The organism is Pseudoglutamicibacter cumminsii, assembly GCF_016907775.1.
GTDB lineage: Bacteria > Actinomycetota > Actinomycetes > Actinomycetales > Micrococcaceae > Pseudoglutamicibacter > Pseudoglutamicibacter cumminsii.
On the sequence record NZ_JAFBCO010000001.1, the window covers coordinates 1,647,962 to 1,668,718 of the forward strand.

The window sequence follows — 20,757 nt, forward strand, 5'->3', positions numbered from 1 at the left end:
CTTATCTCACGGTTCCTTTCGTTCCGTGTGATGGTTCATTCTGTGCGGTGGTCCGCCTGTCAGTAAACCATCGGGATGGCCGTGTGAAAGGTCATCTATGTGCAAGTTGCTGTCAGTTTCGTATGAAAAGATTACGGCCTTGCGGAATGGAAGTGAAGGACAAACGAACGGACCGGTCAGATTACTCGGGCAGCAAAACCCTATTGAGCTGACCAAGGAACTGTGTCGTTCGCCTCAGGTTGTGGGATCAGCGCGGTCTGGTTGAAGTGGCTGAACTGGACCATGTGGCCGCCGATGCGCGTGTCGATCGCGTGAAGCTCGTGGGACTCCGCATCGATGTAAATCACGACGTCATCTGCACCGAGGTACTTGAGTACCTTCTTGCCGTTGAACTCGGTTTCCTCCGCCGGTTCGGTGAAGGAATCCCACTTGATAGTCGCAAGCATCAAGTCGCTCAGACGAACCGGGTCGAGGTTATCTAGCTGGGCGTCTAGCGGGGTCATGCTGACGTATTTGTCGACTATGTTCTGAATGTGTTCGTCTGCGCCTTCTTGTGCTCCCGCTCCGAGGGTGTCCCAGAAGTCGCGGTCGCCCCGCAGGTATACCGTGTCCTCGTCGAGGAGTAGGACGAGCTGGCCGTCGGCGCGAGTGCCGGTTACTTGACCTTCGAGCGCCATGGCGTGGGTGGGCTGGCGGTGGAAGACCCCAACAAAGTCGATAGTGAGGCCCTTGAAGACGGTGGTTCCGCTCGCTTTATAGGTCGACATCGTCGCGAGAGTGTTGAGAATGTCGAAACGTATATCAGCAAATTGCGGAGCCTCCTGCCCGGCCTCATCTGCTCCGCTAGGTTCTGGCTTTTTTGAAGCGGACTCTGTCTCCTTGTCAGAAGCAGTTTCCTTGCCAGAAGCAGGGCCCGAGGACGTGGCATCAGATGAAGCCGTCGTTTCGCTGGAAGTGGCGCCGCCATCGTGCGTTGGCGTATCCGAAGGCGTGGGTTTCTCTTCCGTCGCTTGGGTGCAACCGGCCAGCAAACCTATCGCGAGCAGACTTGCCACGGAGCGCATGGCAAAAGCTCGGTGTGCGCGAGGCTCTGTCACAGCGGAACTCCTGATGTGAAGGACGGCAGGTCGGTTGTGTCGTGAATGATGAGGCGTACATATTGACGCGGCACTCCTTAGTAAGTGTATGCGAGTGCTGTAACCACGAACGCGTAGAATGGACGGTCGCGTATTTATTAGCTCGTCGTGGAGCCCTTAGATAGAGCCATGGGTAGAACACTAGGCAGACACGATGGCGGGTACAGGGAGGTCGCGTGCAGGAACCACGGTCTGACGAGGCAGAGCAGCGGTATGTTTCGCGGTTGTATGACCGCGTGGATCAGTTGCGTGCAGAAAAGGTTGAACAGCTTCGTCAGGTCCAGTCGACGGGCGCGATCGGTAGTGTGCAGAACGCGTCGGAGCGGGATTCTTTCGCAGCGCTCTATGAGGACCGGATTGCGCAGCTTGACGCGGTTGAACACCGCCTTGTTTTTGGACGTATCGACCGTAGCCAAGACATCGAGTGGCGTGGCGGTGATCCCGTTATCGATCAGGACAAGGCTCGCTATATCGGCCGAATCGGCCTGACAGACGGAGACCAGCAGCGGTTGCTGATCGACTGGCGCGCCCCGGAGGCCTCAACCTTTTATCAAGCGACGCCGTTTGAACCACTCGGTGTGGCTCGCCGCCGCCACTTGAGCCTCAAGGGCCGTACCGTGGCGGCCTGTGAAGACGACGTGCTGGACCCTGACCTTGCGACGGCGGCTGGCGCATCGCATTCCGATGGTGCACTCATCGCCGCCTTGAACGCTCCGCGCACGGGCAAGATGGGCGATATTGTCGCTACGATTCAGGCGGAACAGGACGCGATCATCCGCGCCCCGATGCGCGGTGTCACTGTTGTTCAAGGCGGGCCTGGAACGGGCAAGACCGCGGTGGCGCTGCATCGTGCCGCGTACCTCTTATATCAGCAGCGCGAACGTTTGGGGCGCGCCGGGGTTTTGATCGTGGGCCCTTCGCGGACGTTCATGTCCTACATTGAACGCGTGTTGCCGTCCCTCGGTGAGACCGGCGTCGTCATGTCCACCGTGTCGACCCTCTTCCCGGGTGTTGAGGGCGTCCCGGAGACTCATCGCCGCGCCGCCTACCTCAAGGGCTCTCTGCAGATGGCCGATGTCATCAAGCGTGCGGTAGCCCAGCGCCAACGCACCATCCCAGGCAAACGAAAGATCACCGTCGAAGGCCTGACGCTCACGCTCAAGCCCAAGGTCATCAAGCGGGCGCTCGCCGCGGCGAGAGCAAGCCGTCAACCGCACAACCAGGCGCGCGAGATGTTCGTGGATCACGCGGTCGAGCAGATCCTGGAGCTCTACCAGGAAGCTGTCAAGAGCGATGGCGTGCAGGGATCGGAACAGGAAGCCGCGGCCCTTGAGCGCGATGTGCGTGCAAGCCGCGATGTGCGCGTCGCGTTGAACTTGTGCTGGATGCCGCTGACCCCTCAGCAGCTCGTGGGTGAGCTGTTTAGTAAGCCGGAGATCCTGGACGCTGTGTTGCCGCGGCTGTCCGATGCTTCGCGTGAGGCGCTGCTGCGGGAGCCTGGGGCCGCGTTTACGGATGCGGACGTTCCGTTGTTGGACGAGGCCGCTGAGCTGCTCGGGCCGCTTCCCGCTGCTTCGAGCGAGCAGCGTGCGGAGAAAGCGCAACGTGAGCGTGATGCCGAAAACGCTAAGAAGGCTCTCGAAAACGTCAACGCGGAGCTTGAAGAGTTGGGCGTTGACGGCGTGGTTGACGAGAACATGCTGCTCGAGTTCAACGCGCACCGGGCTACGGGCCTGAGTGCGGTGGAGCGTGCGCAGCGCGACCGTGAATGGACGTATGGTCATGTGATCGTGGACGAGGCGCAGGAGCTCACCGGTATGCAGTGGCGAGTTTTGATGCGGCGTGGCCCGTTGAAGTCGTTCACGATCGTGGGCGATATCGCGCAGGCAACCACCGTGGGCTCTGCTTCGTCGTGGGCGGAGGCTTTGGAACCTCACTTGGGGGATCGGTACCGGCTGGAAGAGCTGACCGTGAACTACCGCACGCCGCGCCAGGTGGTCGAGCTCGCGGAAAAGCTCGCTCGGTCCGAAGGCTTGCCGATCTCTGCCGCTGAGGCGGTCCGGGACGCCGAGACCGACCCAGCGATTCTGGAACTCAGCGATTCCACTGAGATCCTGACCCACGCCGCCGATGCGGTGGCCCGCTTCCTGGAGCAGACGAGCCAGGGTCTCATCGCCGTGATCTGCCCGCAAGCTCAGCAAGGTGAGGTTTCGGAAGCTTTGTCGCGGCGATTTGGTGACCAGGTAGGAACCGGTGCCGGCGACGCGGCGGCCGGCCAGCGCATCGTAGTTTTGAGCACGGACCAAGCTAAGGGCCTTGAGTTCGATGCGGTGGTTGTTGTGGAACCGAATGTGATCGTCGCTGAGGACCACACCGCGGCGGGCCTGTATGTTGCCATGACCCGTACCACGCAGGACCTCGTCGTGCTCGCAACTGAGGGCGGTTTGCCGGCGGCGTTACAAACTGAACAACAGTAATCCGGTTGGTACCATTGCCTGTGTAACGGAAAAGGAGAAAGCCGACGTAATGGCACAAACAAACGACCCCTCATTTCAAAATATTTTCCAGGAGCTAAAGTGGCGCGGCCTCATGTACGTGTCCACCGATGAGGAGGCCCTGGAGAAGGTTCTGGCAGGGGATCCCATTACGTATTATTGTGGCTTCGACCCGACGGCCCCGTCGCTGCACTTGGGCAACTTGGTGCAGATTCTGGTTCTTCGTCGCCTGCAGCTGGCAGGCCACAAGCCGTTGGGTCTTGTGGGTGGTTCGACCGGTTTGATCGGCGACCCACGTCAGACCGCCGAGCGCGTTTTGAACACCCCTGAGACGGTCCAGGAATGGGTTAAGCGTCTGCGCGCGCAGATTGAACGTTTCTTGTCTTTCGAGGGCGAGAACGCCGCGCGCATGGTCAACAACCTTGACTGGACTAAGGACCTGTCCGCGCTGAGCTTCTTGCGGGATGTCGGTAAGTACTTCCGTGTGGGCACGATGATCCGCAAGGAGACCGTGGCTAAGCGCCTGGCCTCTGAGGAAGGTATTTCTTACACCGAGTTCTCGTATCAGGTTCTGCAGGGCATGGACTACCTGAACCTGTACCGCGAATACGATTGCGTTCTGCAGACGGGTGGTTCGGACCAGTGGGGCAACCTGACCTCGGGCGCGGATCTGATTCGTCGCGTGGAGGGTGTTTCGGTTCACGCGTTCGGTACGCCGCTCATCACGAACTCGGATGGCTCCAAGTTCGGTAAGTCTGAAGGTAACGCGATCTGGCTTGATGCCGAGATGTGCTCGCCGTACACCTTCTACCAGTTCTGGCTCAACACTTCTGATGCCGACGTCATTGACCGCCTCAAGGTCTTCACGTTCCTGCATCGCCCGGAGATTGAGGAGTACGCGAAGAAGGTTGAGGACGAGCCGTTCCGTCGCGAAGCGCAGAAGCGTCTTGCGTGGGAAGTGACCTCGCTGGTTCACGGCGCGGAAGCTACGCAGGCCGCGATCGATGCGTCGGAGGCTTTGTTCGGTTCCGGTGAGTTGGAAGCGTTGGATGCCGGCACGGTCGATGCCGTGTTCGCTGAGCTAGATGGCGCTGAGGCTGAGAGTGGCTCGAACATCGTTGATGTTCTGGTTGCTTCGGGGATCTCGAAGTCGAAGTCCGAGGCCCGCCGTTCGCTGGGTGAAGGCGCTATCAACGTGAATAACGTCAAGGTCAGCGACCCTGACAAAACCTTCGAGGTTGGTTCTGGTCTGGTATCAGGAACTGAGAAGAAGGACGTCCTGATTCTGCGCCGCGGCCGTCGTACGTTGGCTGCTGTTCGCTTGGTGTAAGCCTCTGAGGATAGTCCTGTTTTCACCTATAGCGATGAACCCTTCCTTACTAGTGGGGAGGAGCGTAGCATGAGGATCATGACGCTGACACCTGATTTTGAAGCAAAGATCAACGAACAGATCACTCTCGAATTCGAAGCGAACATGGTCTACCGCCAGCTCGCTATTGAGGCCGATAAGCAAGACCTGACTGGTTTTGCGAAGTGGCTCCGAGCGCAAGCTGACGAAGAGATCGAGCACGCGAACAAGTTCATCAACCACCTCTTGGCTCGTGACGGTTCCCCGAAGATTGGGGCTATCGCTGCTCCGGAGGTTGAGGAGAACGCGTCCCCGGAGACCATCTTCACTGCGGCACTGAACCACGAGAAGAAGGTCTCCCAGGCTATTCGCGACCTGTACCGCACAGCTGATGCGGCCGGGGATATCGATTCCCGACCGTTGCTCGACTGGTTCATCAGCGAACAGCTCGAGGAAGAGGACACCGTGGGCGAGATCCTGGGCCAGATCAAGCTGGTCGGCAACGATGGTTCCGGCTTGCTGCGTTTGGACGCCGCATTGGGTTCCCGCACGAGCGACGGAACCGAAGACGAATAATTTCAGGACCCGATGCGCGAGACACTCGCGCTGACTGTTCCTTAGTTGCAGGTGGCCATCGGCATGACGCCGATAGCCACCTGCAGTGTTTAAGTTGCTTCAGTGCGATCCGATCCGCTGCCTAGCAATTGAGCTAAACCCTGTGAATTCGCGGTTTTCAGGGGAGCGGCTTAGGCGGTTTTGCTTTTTGGTGTGGGTGTGTGTAGAGTGTTTTCCTGTTGCCCGCCGAGATGGAGTGCCGGTTGCCGGCGTGTCTGGTGGACAATAACCCTTCAAACCTCTAATAGTTTGTTGCTGTTTTGGTTTCGGGGTTTTATATCTCTCATATCGCTGCTTTCCTGGTTGAGGCCTAAGGGTTTCATGGTTGAGTTTCTGGGTGTTTACCTGGTTTTGTTCTTTTGGAAAGTTTGTGGTAGTGTGGGTATCCGCTCTTGAGTGAAGCGTCCTGGTTATTTTTCTTTTCTCGCATGTTGTGTGTGGGTTTGTGGGGCGTGGATTCTTGGGTGTCTGTTGTTTGAGAACTCAATAGTGTGCCAAGTTTGTTTGTTGATACCAAATATTTTTTTGTTTGGTGGTTGCCTGCATGCCTTGATCCCTGTCGGGGTGTGTGGGTTTCTGCTTGGATTAGATGTTGGCCATGCTGTGGGGGCGTTTTCCCGCTCTTTGTGGTGTGGTTGTCCGCTTTAGTGAACATCGTTTTATGTTTTTTGCGGAGAGTTTGATCCTGGCTCAGGATGAACGCTGGCGGCGTGCTTAACACATGCAAGTCGAACGCTGAAGCCTGGTGCTTGCACTGGGTGGATGAGTGGCGAACGGGTGAGTAACACGTGAGTAACCTGCCCTTGACTTCGGGATAAGCCCGGGAAACTGGGTCTAATACTGGATATGACCTCCTGCCGCATGGTGGGGGGTGGAAAGATTTATCGGTTGGGGATGGACTCGCGGCCTATCAGTTTGTTGGTGGGGTAATGGCCTACCAAGACGTCGACGGGTAGCCGGCCTGAGAGGGTGACCGGCCACACTGGGACTGAGACACGGCCCAGACTCCTACGGGAGGCAGCAGTGGGGAATATTGCACAATGGGCGCAAGCCTGATGCAGCGACGCCGCGTGAGGGATGACGGCCTTCGGGTTGTAAACCTCTTTCAGTAGGGAAGCAGCCCTTTTTGGGTGACGGTACCTGCAGAAGAAGCGCCGGCTAACTACGTGCCAGCAGCCGCGGTAATACGTAGGGCGCGAGCGTTATCCGGAATTATTGGGCGTAAAGAGCTCGTAGGCGGTTTGTCGCGTCTGCTGTGAAAGCCCGGGGCTTAACTCCGGGTGTGCAGTGGGTACGGGCAGGCTAGAGTGCAGTAGGGGAGACTGGAATTCCTGGTGTAGCGGTGGAATGCGCAGATATCAGGAGGAACACCGATGGCGAAGGCAGGTCTCTGGGCTGTTACTGACGCTGAGGAGCGAAAGCATGGGGAGCGAACAGGATTAGATACCCTGGTAGTCCATGCCGTAAACGTTGGGCACTAGGTGTGGGGGACATTCCACGTTTTCCGCGCCGTAGCTAACGCATTAAGTGCCCCGCCTGGGGAGTACGGCCGCAAGGCTAAAACTCAAAGGAATTGACGGGGGCCCGCACAAGCGGCGGAGCATGCGGATTAATTCGATGCAACGCGAAGAACCTTACCAAGGCTTGACATGGACCGGATCGGCGCAGAGATGTGTTTTCCCTTCGGGGCTGGTTCACAGGTGGTGCATGGTTGTCGTCAGCTCGTGTCGTGAGATGTTGGGTTAAGTCCCGCAACGAGCGCAACCCTCGTTCTATGTTGCCAGCACGTGATGGTGGGGACTCATGGGAGACTGCCGGGGTCAACTCGGAGGAAGGTGGGGATGACGTCAAATCATCATGCCCCTTATGTCTTGGGCTTCACGCATGCTACAATGGCCGGTACAATGGGTTGCGATACTGTGAGGTGGAGCTAATCCCAAAAAGCCGGTCTCAGTTCGGATTGGGGTCTGCAACTCGACCCCATGAAGTCGGAGTCGCTAGTAATCGCAGATCAGCAACGCTGCGGTGAATACGTTCCCGGGCCTTGTACACACCGCCCGTCAAGTCACGAAAGTTGGTAACACCCGAAGCCGGTGGCCTAACCCTTGTGGGGGGAGCCGTCGAAGGTGGGACTGGCGATTGGGACTAAGTCGTAACAAGGTAGCCGTACCGGAAGGTGCGGCTGGATCACCTCCTTTCTAAGGAGCACTCAACACCACCGGCTACACGGTATGTGTGTGGTGTGTTTGTGGTGTCAGAGAATATGTGGTGCTGCTGTCACGGGTGTTGACAGGTGCCATGCTCATGGGTGGAATATCAACGAAACCACGCACCGGATGGTGTGTGGGTCTTGGCGCATTGTTGGGTCCTGGAGCAACAGGCCACCACAGTGAAGGGCACCTCGTGTTGGTGTTGAGTGTGGTGTGGTTGTTTCTCTAGTGTCCCCGACCTAATACAACACGCTACTTGTTGCACTGATCTTTAGGGTTGGTGTGTGTGGTGTGGTTGGTGGGTGTGGGGTTGTTGTTTGGTTACTGCATAGTGGACGCGAGCATCTTGTGAGGATGACGCCCCCTCTTTTTTGTGGGGTGTTGTTTTCATGTATGTGATTTTCTCAACCCGACACGATCGGCTTGCTTTTTGCTTTTGTTGGTTGTGTGGGTTGTGTTTTGTTGCTCATGAATCAATGGTTTGCACTTGTGTGTGTAAGTTGTTGAGAGCGTATGGTGGATGCCTTGGCATCAGGAGCCGATGAAGGACGTGGGAATCTGCGATAAGCCTGGGGGAGTTGATAACCGGACGGTGATCCCAGGATGTCCGAATGGGGGAACCCCGCATGCTGTGAGGTGTGTGACCTGACACTGAATATATAGGTGTTATGGAGGGAACGAGGGGAAGTGAAACATCTCAGTACCCTCAGGAAGAGAAAACAATAGTGATTCCGTTAGTAGTGGCGAGCGAACGCGGATGGGGCTAAACCTGTATCGTGTGATACCCGGCAGGGGTTGCGGTATAGGGGTTGTGGGTGTATGTGTCCAGTTGCTGCCGTGGCTGGCTGGTGAGGTGCGGGCGTGGAGACGAAGCAGTGTGAGTGCTGCACCGTAGAGGGTGTGAGTCCCGTAGTCGTATGATGTTCCGCCGCTAGATCGTATGACCCGAGTAGCACGGGGCTCGTGGAATCTCGTGTGAATCTGCCAGGACCACCTGGTAAGCCTGAATACTACCTGATGACCGATAGCGGATCAGTACCGTGAGGGAATGGTGAAAAGTACCCCGGGAGGGGAGTGAAATAGTGCCTGAAACCATGCGCTTACAAACCGTCAAAGCCCTTATACGGGTGATGGCGTGCCTTTTGAAGAATGAGCCTGCGAGTTAGTGCTGTGTCGCGAGGTTAACCCGTGTGGGGTAGTCGTAGCGAAAGCGAGTCTGAATAGGGCGTTTCAGTGGCACGGTCTAGACCCGAAGCGGGGTGATCTACCCATGGCCAGGTTGAAGCGTGTGTAAGAGCACGTGGAGGACCGAACCCACCTAGGTTGAAAACTGGGGGGATGAGCTGTGGGTAGGGGTGAAAGGCCAATCAAACTCCGTGATAGCTGGTTCTCCCCGAAATGCATTTAGGTGCAGCGTTACGTGTTTCTTTACCGTGGTAGAGCTACTGGATGGCTGATGGGCCCTACAAGGTTACTGACGTCAACCAAACTCCGAATGCGGTGAAGTGAGAGCGTAGCAGTGAGACTGTGAGGGATAAGCTTCATGAGTCGAGAGGGAAACAGCCCAGAACATCAGCTAAGGCCCCTAAGCGTGTGCTAAGTGGGAAAGGATGTGGAGTTGCTGAGACAACCAGGAGGTTGGCTTAGAAGCAGCCACCCTTGAAAGAGTGCGTAATAGCTCACTGGTCAAGTGATTCCGCGCCGACAATGTAGCGGGGCTCAAGTACACCGCCGAAGCTGTGTCACTCCACATATTGTGGGGTGGGTAGGGGAGCGTCGGGCATGTGGTGAAGCCTGGGTGGAAACCATCAGGTGGAGCGTGTTCGAGTGAGAATGCAGGCATGAGTAGCGAATGGCGGGTGAGAAACCCGTCCGCCGAATGATCAAGGGTTCCAGGGTCAAGTTTTTCTTCCCTGGGTGAGTCGGGACCTAAGGCGAGGCCGACAGGCGTAGTCGATGGACAACGGGTTGATATTCCCGTACCGGCGAAGAACCGCCCATATCGAAGCGATGATGCTAACCACCCCAAGCATGCTTGACTGGCTACTTAGTAGCTGGCTGGTGTGTGCGGCGTGGGACCCGAATTGTGGAGGTAAACGTGTTAACAGGTGTGACGCAGAGAGGTAGCCGGGCCAGGCAATGGAATCGACCTGGTCTAAGAGTGTAGGCCGGTGTATAGGTAAATCCGTACACCACTTGAGGCTGAGACTTGATGGGCGCCCACAAATTGGTGGGTGATCCGGTGATCCTGTACTGCCAAGAAAAACATCGACGTGAGGTTCTAGCTGCCCGTACCCGAAACCGACACAGGTGATCTGGTAGAGAATACCGAGGCGAACGAGAGAATCATGGTTAAGGAACTCGGCAAAATGCCCCCGTAACTTCGGAAGAAGGGGGGCCTGCCCCGTGACCCCCACGTGCTGGGGTGAGCGGGTGTGGGCCGCAGAGACCAGAGGGAAGCGACTGTTTACTAAAAACATAGGTCCGTGCGAAGTCGCAAGACGATGTATACGGACTGACTCCTGCCCGGTGCTGGAAGGTTAAGAGGACCTGTTAGAACCCTTGTGGTTCGAAGCGGAGAATTTAAGCCCCAGTAAACGGCGGTGGTAACTATAACCATCCTAAGGTAGCGAAATTCCTTGTCGGGTAAGTTCCGACCTGCACGAATGGAGCAACGACTTCCCTGCTGTCTCAACCATGAACTCGGCGAAATTGCAGTACGAGTAAAGATGCTCGTTACGCGCAGAAGGACGGAAAGACCCCGTGACCTTTACTATAGTTTGGTATTGGTGTTCGGTGCGGTTTGTGTAGGATAGGTGGGAGACTGTGAAGCAGCCACGCCAGTGGTTGTGGAGTCATTGTTGAAATACCACTCTGATCGTATCGGATGTCTAACCTCGGCCCGTGATCCGGGTCAGGGACAGTGCCTGATGGGTAGTTTAACTGGGGCGGTTGCCTCCTAAATGGTAACGGAGGCGCCCAAAGGTTCCCTCAGCCTGGTTGGCAATCAGGTGTCGAGTGTAAGTGCACAAGGGAGCTTGACTGCGAGACTGACAGGTCGAGCAGGGACGAAAGTCGGGACTAGTGATCCGGCAGTGGCTTGTGGAAGCGCTGTCGCTCAACGGATAAAAGGTACCTCGGGGATAACAGGCTGATCTTGCCCAAGAGTCCATATCGACGGCATGGTTTGGCACCTCGATGTCGGCTCGTCGCATCCTGGGGCTGGAGTCGGTCCCAAGGGTTGGGCTGTTCGCCCATTAAAGCGGCACGCGAGCTGGGTTTAGAACGTCGTGAGACAGTTCGGTCCCTATCCTCTGCGCGCGTAGGAAATGTGAGAAGGGCTGTCCCTAGTACGAGAGGACCGGGACGGACGAACCTCTGGTATGTCAGTTGTACCGCCAGGTGCACCGCTGATTAGCTACGTTCGGGAAGGATAACCGCTGAAAGCATCTAAGCGGGAAGCCTGCTTCAAGATAACATTTCCATCCAAACTTGTTTGGGAGAGGCCCCCAGCTAGACCACTGGGTTGATAGGCAGGAAGTGTACGCACGGACCATAGACGTGTTCAGCTGACCTGTACTAATAGGCCGATCACTTACACACCAACACATCATCCTCAAACAACGAGGGGTTCGCGTCCACTAAGCGGTCACCACACCACAAACCCACCCCTTAGGGTGACACACACATAATTCAATACAACAGCACACACGCGTGTGCACGTAACACACAGGTTTCCCCACCAGCAACACTGGCAGGGGTGAGAGAGTTACGGCGGCTATAGCGTGGGGGAAACGCCCGGTCCCATCCCGAACCCGGAAGCTAAGCCCCACAGCGCCGATGGTACTGCAACCGGGAGGTTGTGGGAGAGTAGGACACCGCCGAACATAACCACATATAGAGGATGTTGGTCCTGAAGCTCCCAACCCCCACACCAGGGGTTCGGTCGAAGCATCAGGACCAACACTCCGTTTAAACCACCAACACACAACAACAAGAGCACACAACAAACATCGATCTTCGATTTAACAGCGTCGTGTGTCTCAACGGAAAGTGCGGCCCCTGCTTACAACACGGGCCGCACTTACCGTTTGCGCCGCGTCCTATATCAGCGGCAACGTAGATGATTCATTAGAACGGAAACTGGTCCGTGCCTTCCGAGACGCTAACCCAGTGATCGGTAGTGAACTCTTCGATTGCCCACTCACCATTGAAACGGCCCAGGCCAGAGTTCTTCTCGCCGCCGAACATCACATGAGCTTCATCGTTGACCGTGATGTCATTGACATGAGTCATACCCGCCTTAACATCGCGGGCGAAACGCATACCTCGCGTCAAATCACGCGTGTATACAGCCGAAGAGAGACCGAACTCGGTGTCGTTAGCGAGCTCAAGAGCGTGGGCCTCGTCATTCGCTTTGATGATGCCGACAACTGGGCCGAAGATCTCTTCACGGAACAGCTCCATCTCCGGGGTCACATCAGCGAACACGTGTGGTGAAATAACTCGGCCTTCAACGGTCCCCGCCACAACTTCACGCGCACCTTCTTCGCGAGCCTGAGCGATCTTATCGGTGACTGACTTCAGCTGGCTGTCGTTAATGACCGGCCCAACGATGGTGCTGTTATCCATCTGATCGCCGTACGCGATGCCTGCTGCACGCTTGGCGTAAGCTTCTACGAACTTGTCATAAAGCGGTGCCTCGACAATGATGCGGTTGATCGACATACAGATCTGGCCCTGGTGCAGGAACTTACCCATAATTGCGGCGCCAACTGCTTTATCAAGGTCCGCGTCGTCGAGTACAACGAATGGTGCGTTACCGCCAAGTTCGAGCGCGACCTTCTTGATGTGCTTACCACCAACCGCAGTCTTACCGACGTCCTTACCCACCGGGGTAGAACCAGTGAAGGAAATAAGTCGAGGAACAGGGTGTTCGACGAAGTAGTCGCCGATTTCTGAACCAGCTCCAACAACAACGTTGAGCACGCCCTTCGGAAGGCCAGCGGCTTCGAAGATCTTGGCAAGCAGGAGCCCACCAGTCAGCGGAGTGTCAGACGCAGGCTTGAGAACCACAGCGTTGCCGCAGCCCAATGCCGGCGCTACCGAGCGCATCGACAACGTGAACGGGAAGTTCCACGGGCTGATGACACCAACAACGCCCAACGCTTCACGGAACACGTAATTGGTTTTACCCGGGGTGCTGGACGGCAGGATCTGGCCGGTGATACGGGTAGGGAAGGTCGCCGCTTCACGCAGAGATCCGACCGCCAAACCAGTCTCGACCGTGGCCTTGAGTGCACTGGAACCAGACTCCGTGCGGATCAGTTCGATGACGGCGTTACGGTTCTCTTCAATCCAGTCCGCAGCTTTGTTGAGGATGTCGCCGCGTTCCTTCGGTGGGAGAGCGGCCCATTCACGCTGGGCTTTCGCGGCTGCCTCGTATGCCGCATCGACATCTTCCTGGGAAGCCTGACGGATGGTTGCGAGCGGCTCGTCGTTGAAGGGGTTTGAGGTAGTGGCGGAGCGCTCAGAACTACCGGCGCGCCAACCGTTGATGTACAGGTCTTCAGAAATCAGGTCCGCGTAGGATTTCGCTTCTGACATGTTGTGTCCTTTCTGTTTGGTGTGGCGTGAGATTCATTTCCTAAGAGGAAACCTGCAGGACGGCCTTGATGGTGCCACCTTCGTGAGCGTCGGCGATGGCTTGGTCGATGTCGTCGAAACCATAGAATTTAAGGAGCCGGTCGAACGGGAACCGGCCCTGCTTGTAGAGGTCGATGAGGGCAGGGATGAGGGTGCGGCTGTTGGAGGAACCACCCAGAGTGCCCACAACCGTCTTACCGAACAGGGTACGCATGTGGTCGAGGGAGAACCGTGCCTCTGCTGGGGCTCCACCGACCAGGATGAACGTACCCATGAGGCCGACCGCATCGGCGGCTTGTTCGATGACCTTGATGTTGCCGGTGCAGTCGATCACGTAGTCCGCTGGCCCGTCGCAGATTTCGTTGACCGCCTCAACGATGTCCTTATCGCGGGTGTTGACCGTGTGGGTTGCGCCGAACTCACGTGCGAGTTTAAGGCGTGAATCCTGCAGATCCATCGCGATGATCGTGGTGGCGGGCGTATTGCGCGCCGCCATGATCGCTGCGAGGCCAACCGCTCCGGCACCGACGATGACGACCGATTCACCGGGGCCCGGCTTCGCAGTGTTGAGCACAGCGCCTGCACCGGTCGTGATGCCGCACGCCAGAGGCCCTAGAAGATTCAGATCGATATCGTCGTCGACTTTGATGAGAGCGTTGGCGCGGGTCAGTGAGTATGTGGCGAAGGACGATTGGCCGAAGAAGTGGCCCGAGACGGAGGACCCATCCGCCCGGGAGTAGGCCGAGGTGCCGGCATCTGGGCCGTGAAGTCGAACACCTGCGAGCAGTTCGGCGCCAATATTGAGGCAATAGCGGTGTTCTCCACGGATGCAGGTCCGGCATTCCCCGCAGAAAGCCCAACCCATGATGACGTGGTCGCCCGGCTTGATGTCGGTCACGCCTTCGCCGACGGCTTCGACGATTCCGGACCCTTCGTGTCCAAAAACGCCCGGTAGGGGAAGTGGCATGTCTCCTGACTGGGTGTTGAGGTCGGTGTGGCACACACCAGTAGCTACAACTCGGACGAGGGCTTCACCTGGGCCGGGGTTGTCTAGCTCCAGTTCTTCGCGGACGAATGGTTCGTTGATTCCTTCTACAACGTACGCGTCGATCTTCATGTTGTCTCCTGTTTTGTGTGCGAATTATGTGTGGGATGCGAACTCATGGCGTGGATGAAGGACCCTGTAGTAGGGCTTGCCCACTGAATCTAACTGGCCCGCTGAACCTACCTCGGAGCCTATCAGTCAGTGATTCACCTCACATCGATGTTGCGTGAGTGGTCTCCCATGCTTGCGCCGCCCGACATTGTGGTTTAGCAATCGGCAGTCCACCGAGATATCTTCAGCAACAGACCCTGTCGATAGGAACCACGATGTGGTGGCGAGCTTTCGCTCGAAGTCGTCGCTAAAATGGTCAGAGGCGCTTGAAGCACGAGCGCGGCACAATCACAAAGAGGGAAACGTGGCAGACGAGCAGAAACGTCGCTCCCCGCGCGGAGCAGGCCAAGAACATGGCAAGAACCACCACAACCGTGGCGGGCACAAACGTGGATACGGCGCCTCACCACGTGGAGAACGTAGTCGTGACGACTGGAAGCGCGGCGAGCGTGGTGGCCGCGATGAACGGTGGAACCGTGGTGATCGTCGCCGCGACGATCGCCCAGGTCGTAGCGAATGGAAGCGTGACGAACACGATAACCGTCAAGACCGGCGCCGTGATAACCGCCGTAATGATCGGCAGCGTAACGACCGCCAGCATAATGAGCGCAACCGCCCGCAAGGACGTCGTGGCGGCGACATTCGTGCGGCCAACCGTCCAGACCGCGAACGCTCCCCAGAAATCGATCCGAGCGTAACCGGTAACGAACTCGATAAAGAAACACTCCGCGAACTCCGATTCCTCGATGAAAAACACCGCCCATGGGTAGCGAAGCACCTCGTTATGGCCGGCGCACTGATCGATGTTGACCCTGAACTGGCTTTCGCGCATGCAGAAGCCGCCTCGCGTCGTGGTGGCCGAGTTGCCCTCGTTCGCGAAGCTGTAGGACTGACTGCGTATGCGGCCGGCAAGTACAGCGAAGCACTCCGTGAACTGCGTACCCACCGCCGCATTTCTGGCGTCCACGACCACATCGCCACGATCGCAGACTGCGAACGTGCGCTCGGTCGGGTAGACAAAGCGCTCGAAACCCTGCGCTCCGACGAAGCGAAAGCGCTCAAGGGCCAGCCTCGAGCCGAAGCAGCGATGGTCGAAGCGGGGATCCTCCTCGACACCAACAAGAACGAAGAAGCCGTCAAGGCTCTGCAGATTCCAACGCTCGACATGAACCGCGCGTTTATCTTCAGCCCACGCCTCTTTGAGCTGTATGCAGACGCACTTGAATCCACCGGAGAAGACGCTGAAGCGGCCGCTTGGCGTGCGCGCATCCCCGTTGCGATGGAGGCGCTGGGACTCAACGATGTTGAACCAGAGATCGTTGACCTCGTGGAAGACGATGACGACTCGGCCGAGGGCGAGGCTAAGGACGGCGAGACCAGCCGCGAGGCCAGCGCGGAATGACCGGCCACACGCATCAGGACGCGTCCCTGCTAGACATGCATGACGCGTTGCTGTGCGACCTCGACGGGGTTGTATATGCAGGCCCGGACGCAGTTCCGCACGCGGTCGACGCGCTGGTTGCGGCTCAGGAGGCCGGTATTCGCGTTGCCTACTGCACCAACAACGCTTCACGGACCCCGGAAGAGGTCTCCGAACACATCAGCTCGCTGGGCATCCCGACCACACCGGAGCAGGTCTTCGGTTCCTCGCGAGCCGCTGCGGAACACGCACGGCAGAGCGCATCGGAAGCTCACATCCAGGAACCGGCCGCCTACGTCGTCGGGACCGAAGCTCTGCGCCGGGAAGCTACCAACGCGGGGTTCAAACTTGTTGATTCCGCCGCAGAGCAACCCGACTTTGTGCTACAGGGTTTCAACCCCGACGTCACGTGGCGGCACCTCGCAGAAGCCGGCTACGCGATCACCGCAGGCGCGCGGTGGATCGCAACAAATACGGACGCGACGATCCCTCGGGCGGAAGGTATCGCGCCGGGCAACGGGACGCTCGTCGCCGCGGTGGCGGCCGCGACCGGACAGGAACCAGTCGTGACCGGCAAGCCCGCCCCGACGCTCATGCAGATGGCGGCGCGGGCCGTGGGAGCACAGAATCCGCTCGTGATCGGCGATAGGCTCGACACCGATGTTGCAGGGGGAAACGCTGCCGGCTTCGCTACCGCGCTCGTCCTGACCGGGGTCGATACGCTCGCCGCCGCTAAGCAGGCGGAGCCTGGGCTGAAACCGCGTTACGTACTCAATGACTTACGCGAGTTGCGGGCACCAGCCCACTCCTGTGTACTCGAAGACAGCGGACCTCAAGAGAGCCTGAATGACTAGCGAGAACTCACCAGAACACGACGCGGCAACGGAACAGCCGGCACAAGATCTACCGGCGCAGGAGCTGCCGGAAGTGCTGCAGCCGCTCGCTGACCTCGATTCGCTACCGGTCAGCGAACACCCTGAACGGTTCAGCCGCGTTCTTGACGACCTCACCAATGTCCTGGAGAGCGATCTTCCGTGAGCGCCCCTCAACGCCTTGACGCCGCACTCGCCGACCTCGGCTATGCCCCGTCCCGGACCCGCGCGGCCGTACTGATCCGCGAAGGCCGTGTCTTCGTCGAAGGCAAGCCAGCGACCAAGCCTTCGGCCAAGGTTAAGCCGGGTGCCAGCATCGTTATCCAGGAGCATGCCGAAGACCGCTGGGTGGGGCGCGCGGCAGGCAAGCTGCACGCGGCGCTGGAGGCACTCAGCGCTCGCGGGATCAGGTTGCCGATCAACGGGGCAATCTGCATGGATGCCGGGGCGTCCACGGGCGGATTCACGCAGGTTCTGTTGGATTACGGGGCCGAACGCGTGTACTCGGTCGATGTGGGGCATGGGCAGCTTCACTCGAGCCTTGCTGAGGATGCGCGGATTGTGAACCGCGAAGGCGTCAACGTGCGTCATCTTGAGCCGGGGTTCATCCCGGGCGGTGTTGATGTCATGGTGGGGGATCTGTCTTTTATTTCGCTCACGCTCGTGTTGGAGCCGCTGGCCGCGCAGCTGCGTGAAGGCGGGCGAATGCTGATGCTGGTCAAGCCTCAATTTGAGGTGGGGCGTTCGGGGCTGAATAAGGCGGGCGTTGTGGTTCAACCTGCTTTGCGGCGCCACGCTGTGACGAAGGTTCTGGACTTCGCGGAGCAAGCAGGGCTGGGTTTGAGGCCTGTGGCTGTGTTGCGTTCCGAGGTGCCGGGGCAAGACGGAAACGTCGAATTCTTTGTCGTGTGGATAAAGGAAAACGCTGAATCGGAGGATTCATCCACAAGCGAGCGCAACCTGACGGCGTTGCTGGATGCCGTTGACTATTCTTGAAAGTCGGGAACAACAAGGAGCGTCAGTGCGTCGGATCTTGGTGATGACCCACACGGGTCGAGAAGAAGCTGTAGCGATCGCGATTCGTGCAGTGAGCGTTTTGTCGGCCCACGGCCTTTCACCCGTCATGATGCGTGATGAAGTCGATGTGATTGGCCAGTCCCGCATTGATTCCTCTTTGCCGGATGCGGCTTCAAACCTTGAGGTCCTGGGCGAGGGCGTGGGGCTCGATGAGCTTGAGCTCGTCATGGTTCTGGGCGGCGACGGCACGATGCTGCGCTCGGCCGAGCTGACGCGTGGCAGCAATGTTCCTTTGCTGGGCGTGAATTTGGGCCACGTTGGCTTCCTTGCTGAAAGTGAAAAAGCCGATATCGACGCGGTGGTTGAGGCGATCGCGAACCGCGCCTACACCGTGGATGAACGCATGGCGATTGACGTTCAGGTGTGGCATGAGGGTCGCAGGGGCGCGCACACATGGGCGCTCAACGAGGCAGCTGTCGAGAAATCGAACCGTGAACGCATGCTTGAGGTAGCGATCGATGTGGATGGGTCGCCGATCTCGACGTTCGGTTGCGATGGTGTTGTGTTTGCGACGCCGACGGGGTCCACGGCCTATGCATTTTCTGCCGGTGGGCCGGTGGTGTGGCCCGAGGTCGAGGCATTGGTGGTTGCACCGATTTCTGCGCATGCGCTGTTCGCTAAACCGCTGGTTGTTGCGCCTTCGTCAACGACCGCCGCTGAGGTTCTGACCCGTACAGATGCGGCGGGAGTTTTGTGGTGCGATGGCCGCCGCATGGTTGAACTGGCCCCGGGCTCCCGCGTTGAGGTGACCCGATCCAAGACTCCAGTGCGGCTTGTGCGTTTGACGAATACGCCGTTCGCGGAGAGGCTCGTGGCTAAATTCAAGCTGCCCACGGTGGGGTGGCGCGGCCCGATCGAGGACTCCGGAGCGCACCCTAAAACTTCGGAGTTGCCGGCGGTGCACCGCATCAGCGTTGTGGAGCCTCCGCATAATTCGGAGCGCCTGCCGTCGCATCGGGCCACGGAGCTGTACCACCACGAACCCAAACAGCCGTTAGGGGAGCAGCCGGGTGCGCGTCCGGGGGACCAACAGCGAGGCGGAGGTGAGCCGCGATGATCGAGTCCGTCAACATCCGTGGCCTCGGTGTTATCGAGGAAGCCTCCTTGCCGTTCGGGCCAGGACTGACCGTGGTGACGGGTGAAACCGGCGCAGGTAAGACGATGGTCGTGACAGCGCTCGGGCTGATCTCCGGGGCGCGTGCAGATTCCGGCGTGGTGCGCCGCGGCCAAGATGCTGCGGTCGTGGAAGCCACTGTGGTGGGCGCGTCAGAGGACGCCGCGTTTCAGATCGCTTCCGAAGCTGGCGCCGAAACCGACGGGGAAGGTGCCGAATCGGTTCTGTATCTCTCCCGCACGATCGCGGCGAAAGGCCGCAGCCGAGCTCATGCTGGTGGACGAGCCGTGCCGGTTGCTGTGCTCGGGCGCATCGGCGAATCTCTCTTGACCGTGCATGGGCAGACCGATCAGCTGCGTCTCCGTGGCGCGGCCGAACAAAGGGCCGCCCTCGACGCCTTCGCAGGCACCGAACTTGCGACGGCGCTCGCCGAATATAAGGACGTTTACCGGGAACTCAAGGCGGCACGCGCGGAGCTGACCGACGTCGAGCAGAACCGCTACGAACGTCAGATGGAAGAGCAGACCCTCCAGGCCGCTCTCGAAGAGATCGATGCGGTGGACCCGCAAAAGGGTGAAGCCCAGGAACTCGATGCGCGCTCACATAAGCTCAGCCACATCGAGGAACTCCGTACCGCTTCCGCGACCGCGCACGCCGCGCTGGTGTCCGAAGAGATCGGTGAAGCGGTCGATGTCGTCTCACTTCTGGATGCTGCTCAGCGCGCGCTGGAATCAGTTGACAGCCAGGACCCTGCGTTGGCGGAACAGACTCAACGCCTGCGGGAAGTCGGCTACGTGATCTCCGACATCGCGACTGAACTTGCAAGCTACCAGCAGAGCCTCGATGCAGATGGGCCATCCGAGCTCGCAGCGGTCGAAGAACGGCGCGCAGCTCTCAACGCGTTGACGCGCAAATACGCGCCGGACGTGGATGCCGTGATCGAGTGGGCCGCCAAGGCACGAGCCCGGCACCTCGAACTCATCGACGACCCGACCCGCGTCGAAGAACTCACCCAAAAACTCGACGAGCTCAGCTCGAAACTGACCGAACACGCTGAGAAAGTCCACGAGCTGCGTTCTGAGGCCGCGCAGCAGCTTGCCCAGAACGTAGACGAAGAACTTGCCGCTCTCGCGATGCCGAACGCTCACCTCACCATCCAGGTGACCGAGACAGAACCAGGGCCACACGGTGCCGACGAGGTCGCGTTCCTACTCGCCCCGCACCCTGGGGCTGACCCGCGTCCGCTGGGCAAGGGAGCCTCCGGCGGTGAGCTGTCCCGCGTCATGCTGGCTCTTGAAGTCGTGCTCGCAGCAACCGACCCGGTCCCGACGTTCATCTTCGACGAAGTCGACGCCGGCGTCGGTGGGGAAGCGGCAGTAGAAATCGGCCGTCGTCTGGCCCGGCTTGCCCGCCACGTCCAAGTCATCGTGGTGACCCACCTGCCGCAGGTAGCCGCGTTCGGCGACCAACACCTCACCATCAACAAGACCAGCCATCACGACGGCGTCGACGGGTTCACGACATCGGACATCAAGGCACTCAGCGAGGACGAACGAGTCAAGGAACTCGCCCGCATGCTTGCCGGCCAATCGGAATCCGAAGCGGCCCGCGCCCACGCACAAGAGCTGCTCACCGACGCCGAGCGCGAACGCAACGAAGCCAACTGAA

13 protein-coding genes and 3 rRNA genes are annotated in these 20,757 nt (G+C 58.8%); 12 read left to right on the forward strand and 4 right to left on the reverse strand.

Annotated features, from left to right (window positions below):
* Positions 1-200: 200 nt before the first annotated feature.
* Positions 201-1,097: a hypothetical protein gene (locus JOD50_RS07470; protein WP_204881020.1), complete on the reverse strand. Its 897-nt coding sequence runs from the start codon at positions 1,095-1,097 to the stop codon at positions 201-203.
* A 215-nt stretch (positions 1,098-1,312) separates the two neighbouring features.
* Here JOD50_RS07470 and JOD50_RS07475 point away from each other — a divergent pair, with 215 nt between their 5' ends.
* The 6 genes from JOD50_RS07475 to rrf all read left to right on the forward strand — a co-directional run bounded on the left by JOD50_RS07475 (position 1,313) and on the right by rrf (position 11,691).
* Positions 1,313-3,613, forward strand: a complete 2,301-nt coding sequence (locus JOD50_RS07475; protein WP_204881021.1) for an AAA family ATPase — start codon at positions 1,313-1,315, stop codon at positions 3,611-3,613.
* A 49-nt stretch (positions 3,614-3,662) separates the two neighbouring features.
* Positions 3,663-4,961 (forward strand): tyrosine--tRNA ligase, encoded by a 1,299-nt coding sequence (tyrS, locus tag JOD50_RS07480; protein ID WP_204881022.1) that lies wholly within the window; start codon positions 3,663-3,665, stop codon positions 4,959-4,961.
* Positions 4,962-5,039: 78 nt separating this feature from the next.
* Positions 5,040-5,555, forward strand: coding sequence for a ferritin (locus JOD50_RS07485; protein WP_204881023.1), 516 nt, complete (start codon positions 5,040-5,042; stop codon positions 5,553-5,555).
* A 706-nt stretch (positions 5,556-6,261) separates the two neighbouring features.
* A 16S ribosomal RNA gene (locus tag JOD50_RS07490) occupies positions 6,262-7,792 on the forward strand.
* Between the two features lie 505 nt (positions 7,793-8,297).
* Positions 8,298-11,407 (forward strand): 23S ribosomal RNA (locus JOD50_RS07495).
* Positions 11,408-11,574: 167 nt separating this feature from the next.
* Positions 11,575-11,691: ribosomal RNA gene (gene rrf / locus JOD50_RS07500) — 5S ribosomal RNA — on the forward strand.
* Together the 16S, 23S and 5S rRNA genes form the textbook arrangement of a ribosomal RNA operon.
* A 244-nt stretch (positions 11,692-11,935) precedes the next feature.
* On the opposite strand, the gene JOD50_RS07505 is transcribed toward rrf, so the two are convergent.
* The 3 genes from JOD50_RS07505 to JOD50_RS07515 form a co-directional block, all read right to left on the reverse strand.
* Complete coding sequence (locus JOD50_RS07505; protein WP_204881024.1) at positions 11,936-13,411, reverse strand: aldehyde dehydrogenase family protein; 1,476 nt, start codon at positions 13,409-13,411, stop codon at positions 11,936-11,938.
* A 40-nt stretch (positions 13,412-13,451) separates the two neighbouring features.
* On the reverse strand, positions 13,452-14,567 hold the full coding sequence (locus JOD50_RS07510) for an NAD(P)-dependent alcohol dehydrogenase (protein ID WP_204881025.1): 1,116 nt from the start codon (positions 14,565-14,567) through the stop codon (positions 13,452-13,454).
* A gap of 442 nt (positions 14,568-15,009) precedes the next feature.
* Positions 15,010-15,363, reverse strand: coding sequence for a hypothetical protein (locus JOD50_RS07515; RefSeq protein ID WP_204881026.1), 354 nt, complete (start codon positions 15,361-15,363; stop codon positions 15,010-15,012).
* A 27-nt stretch (positions 15,364-15,390) separates the two neighbouring features.
* Between JOD50_RS07515 and JOD50_RS07520 the strand changes: the two genes are divergently transcribed.
* From JOD50_RS07520 to recN, 6 genes are read left to right on the forward strand one after another with little or no spacing between them, the layout of a single operon-like run.
* Positions 15,391-16,008 carry a tetratricopeptide repeat protein gene (locus JOD50_RS07520; RefSeq protein WP_204881027.1) on the forward strand — a complete coding sequence of 206 codons (618 nt, stop codon included), beginning with the start codon at positions 15,391-15,393 and terminating at the stop codon, positions 16,006-16,008.
* Positions 16,005-16,880, forward strand: coding sequence for an HAD-IIA family hydrolase (locus JOD50_RS07525; protein ID WP_204881028.1), 876 nt, complete (start codon positions 16,005-16,007; stop codon positions 16,878-16,880). Before JOD50_RS07520 ends, JOD50_RS07525 begins: the two co-directional genes overlap by 4 nt.
* The gene (locus JOD50_RS07530) at positions 16,873-17,064 is read left to right on the forward strand and encodes a hypothetical protein (protein ID WP_204881029.1); all 192 of its coding nucleotides are present in this window, start codon (positions 16,873-16,875) and stop codon (positions 17,062-17,064) included. Before JOD50_RS07525 ends, JOD50_RS07530 begins: the two co-directional genes overlap by 8 nt.
* Positions 17,061-17,894: an SAM-dependent methyltransferase gene (locus JOD50_RS07535; protein ID WP_204881030.1), complete on the forward strand. Its 834-nt coding sequence runs from the start codon at positions 17,061-17,063 to the stop codon at positions 17,892-17,894. Before JOD50_RS07530 ends, JOD50_RS07535 begins: the two co-directional genes overlap by 4 nt.
* Entirely contained in the window at positions 17,875-19,032 is a 1,158-nt protein-coding gene (locus JOD50_RS07540; RefSeq protein WP_204881031.1) for an NAD kinase, read from the forward strand. The genes JOD50_RS07535 and JOD50_RS07540 overlap by 20 nt, the downstream gene beginning before the upstream one ends.
* Positions 19,029-20,756 (forward strand): DNA repair protein RecN, encoded by a 1,728-nt coding sequence (recN, locus tag JOD50_RS07545; RefSeq protein WP_204881032.1) that lies wholly within the window; start codon positions 19,029-19,031, stop codon positions 20,754-20,756. Before JOD50_RS07540 ends, recN begins: the two co-directional genes overlap by 4 nt.
* Position 20,757: the final 1 nt, after the last annotated feature.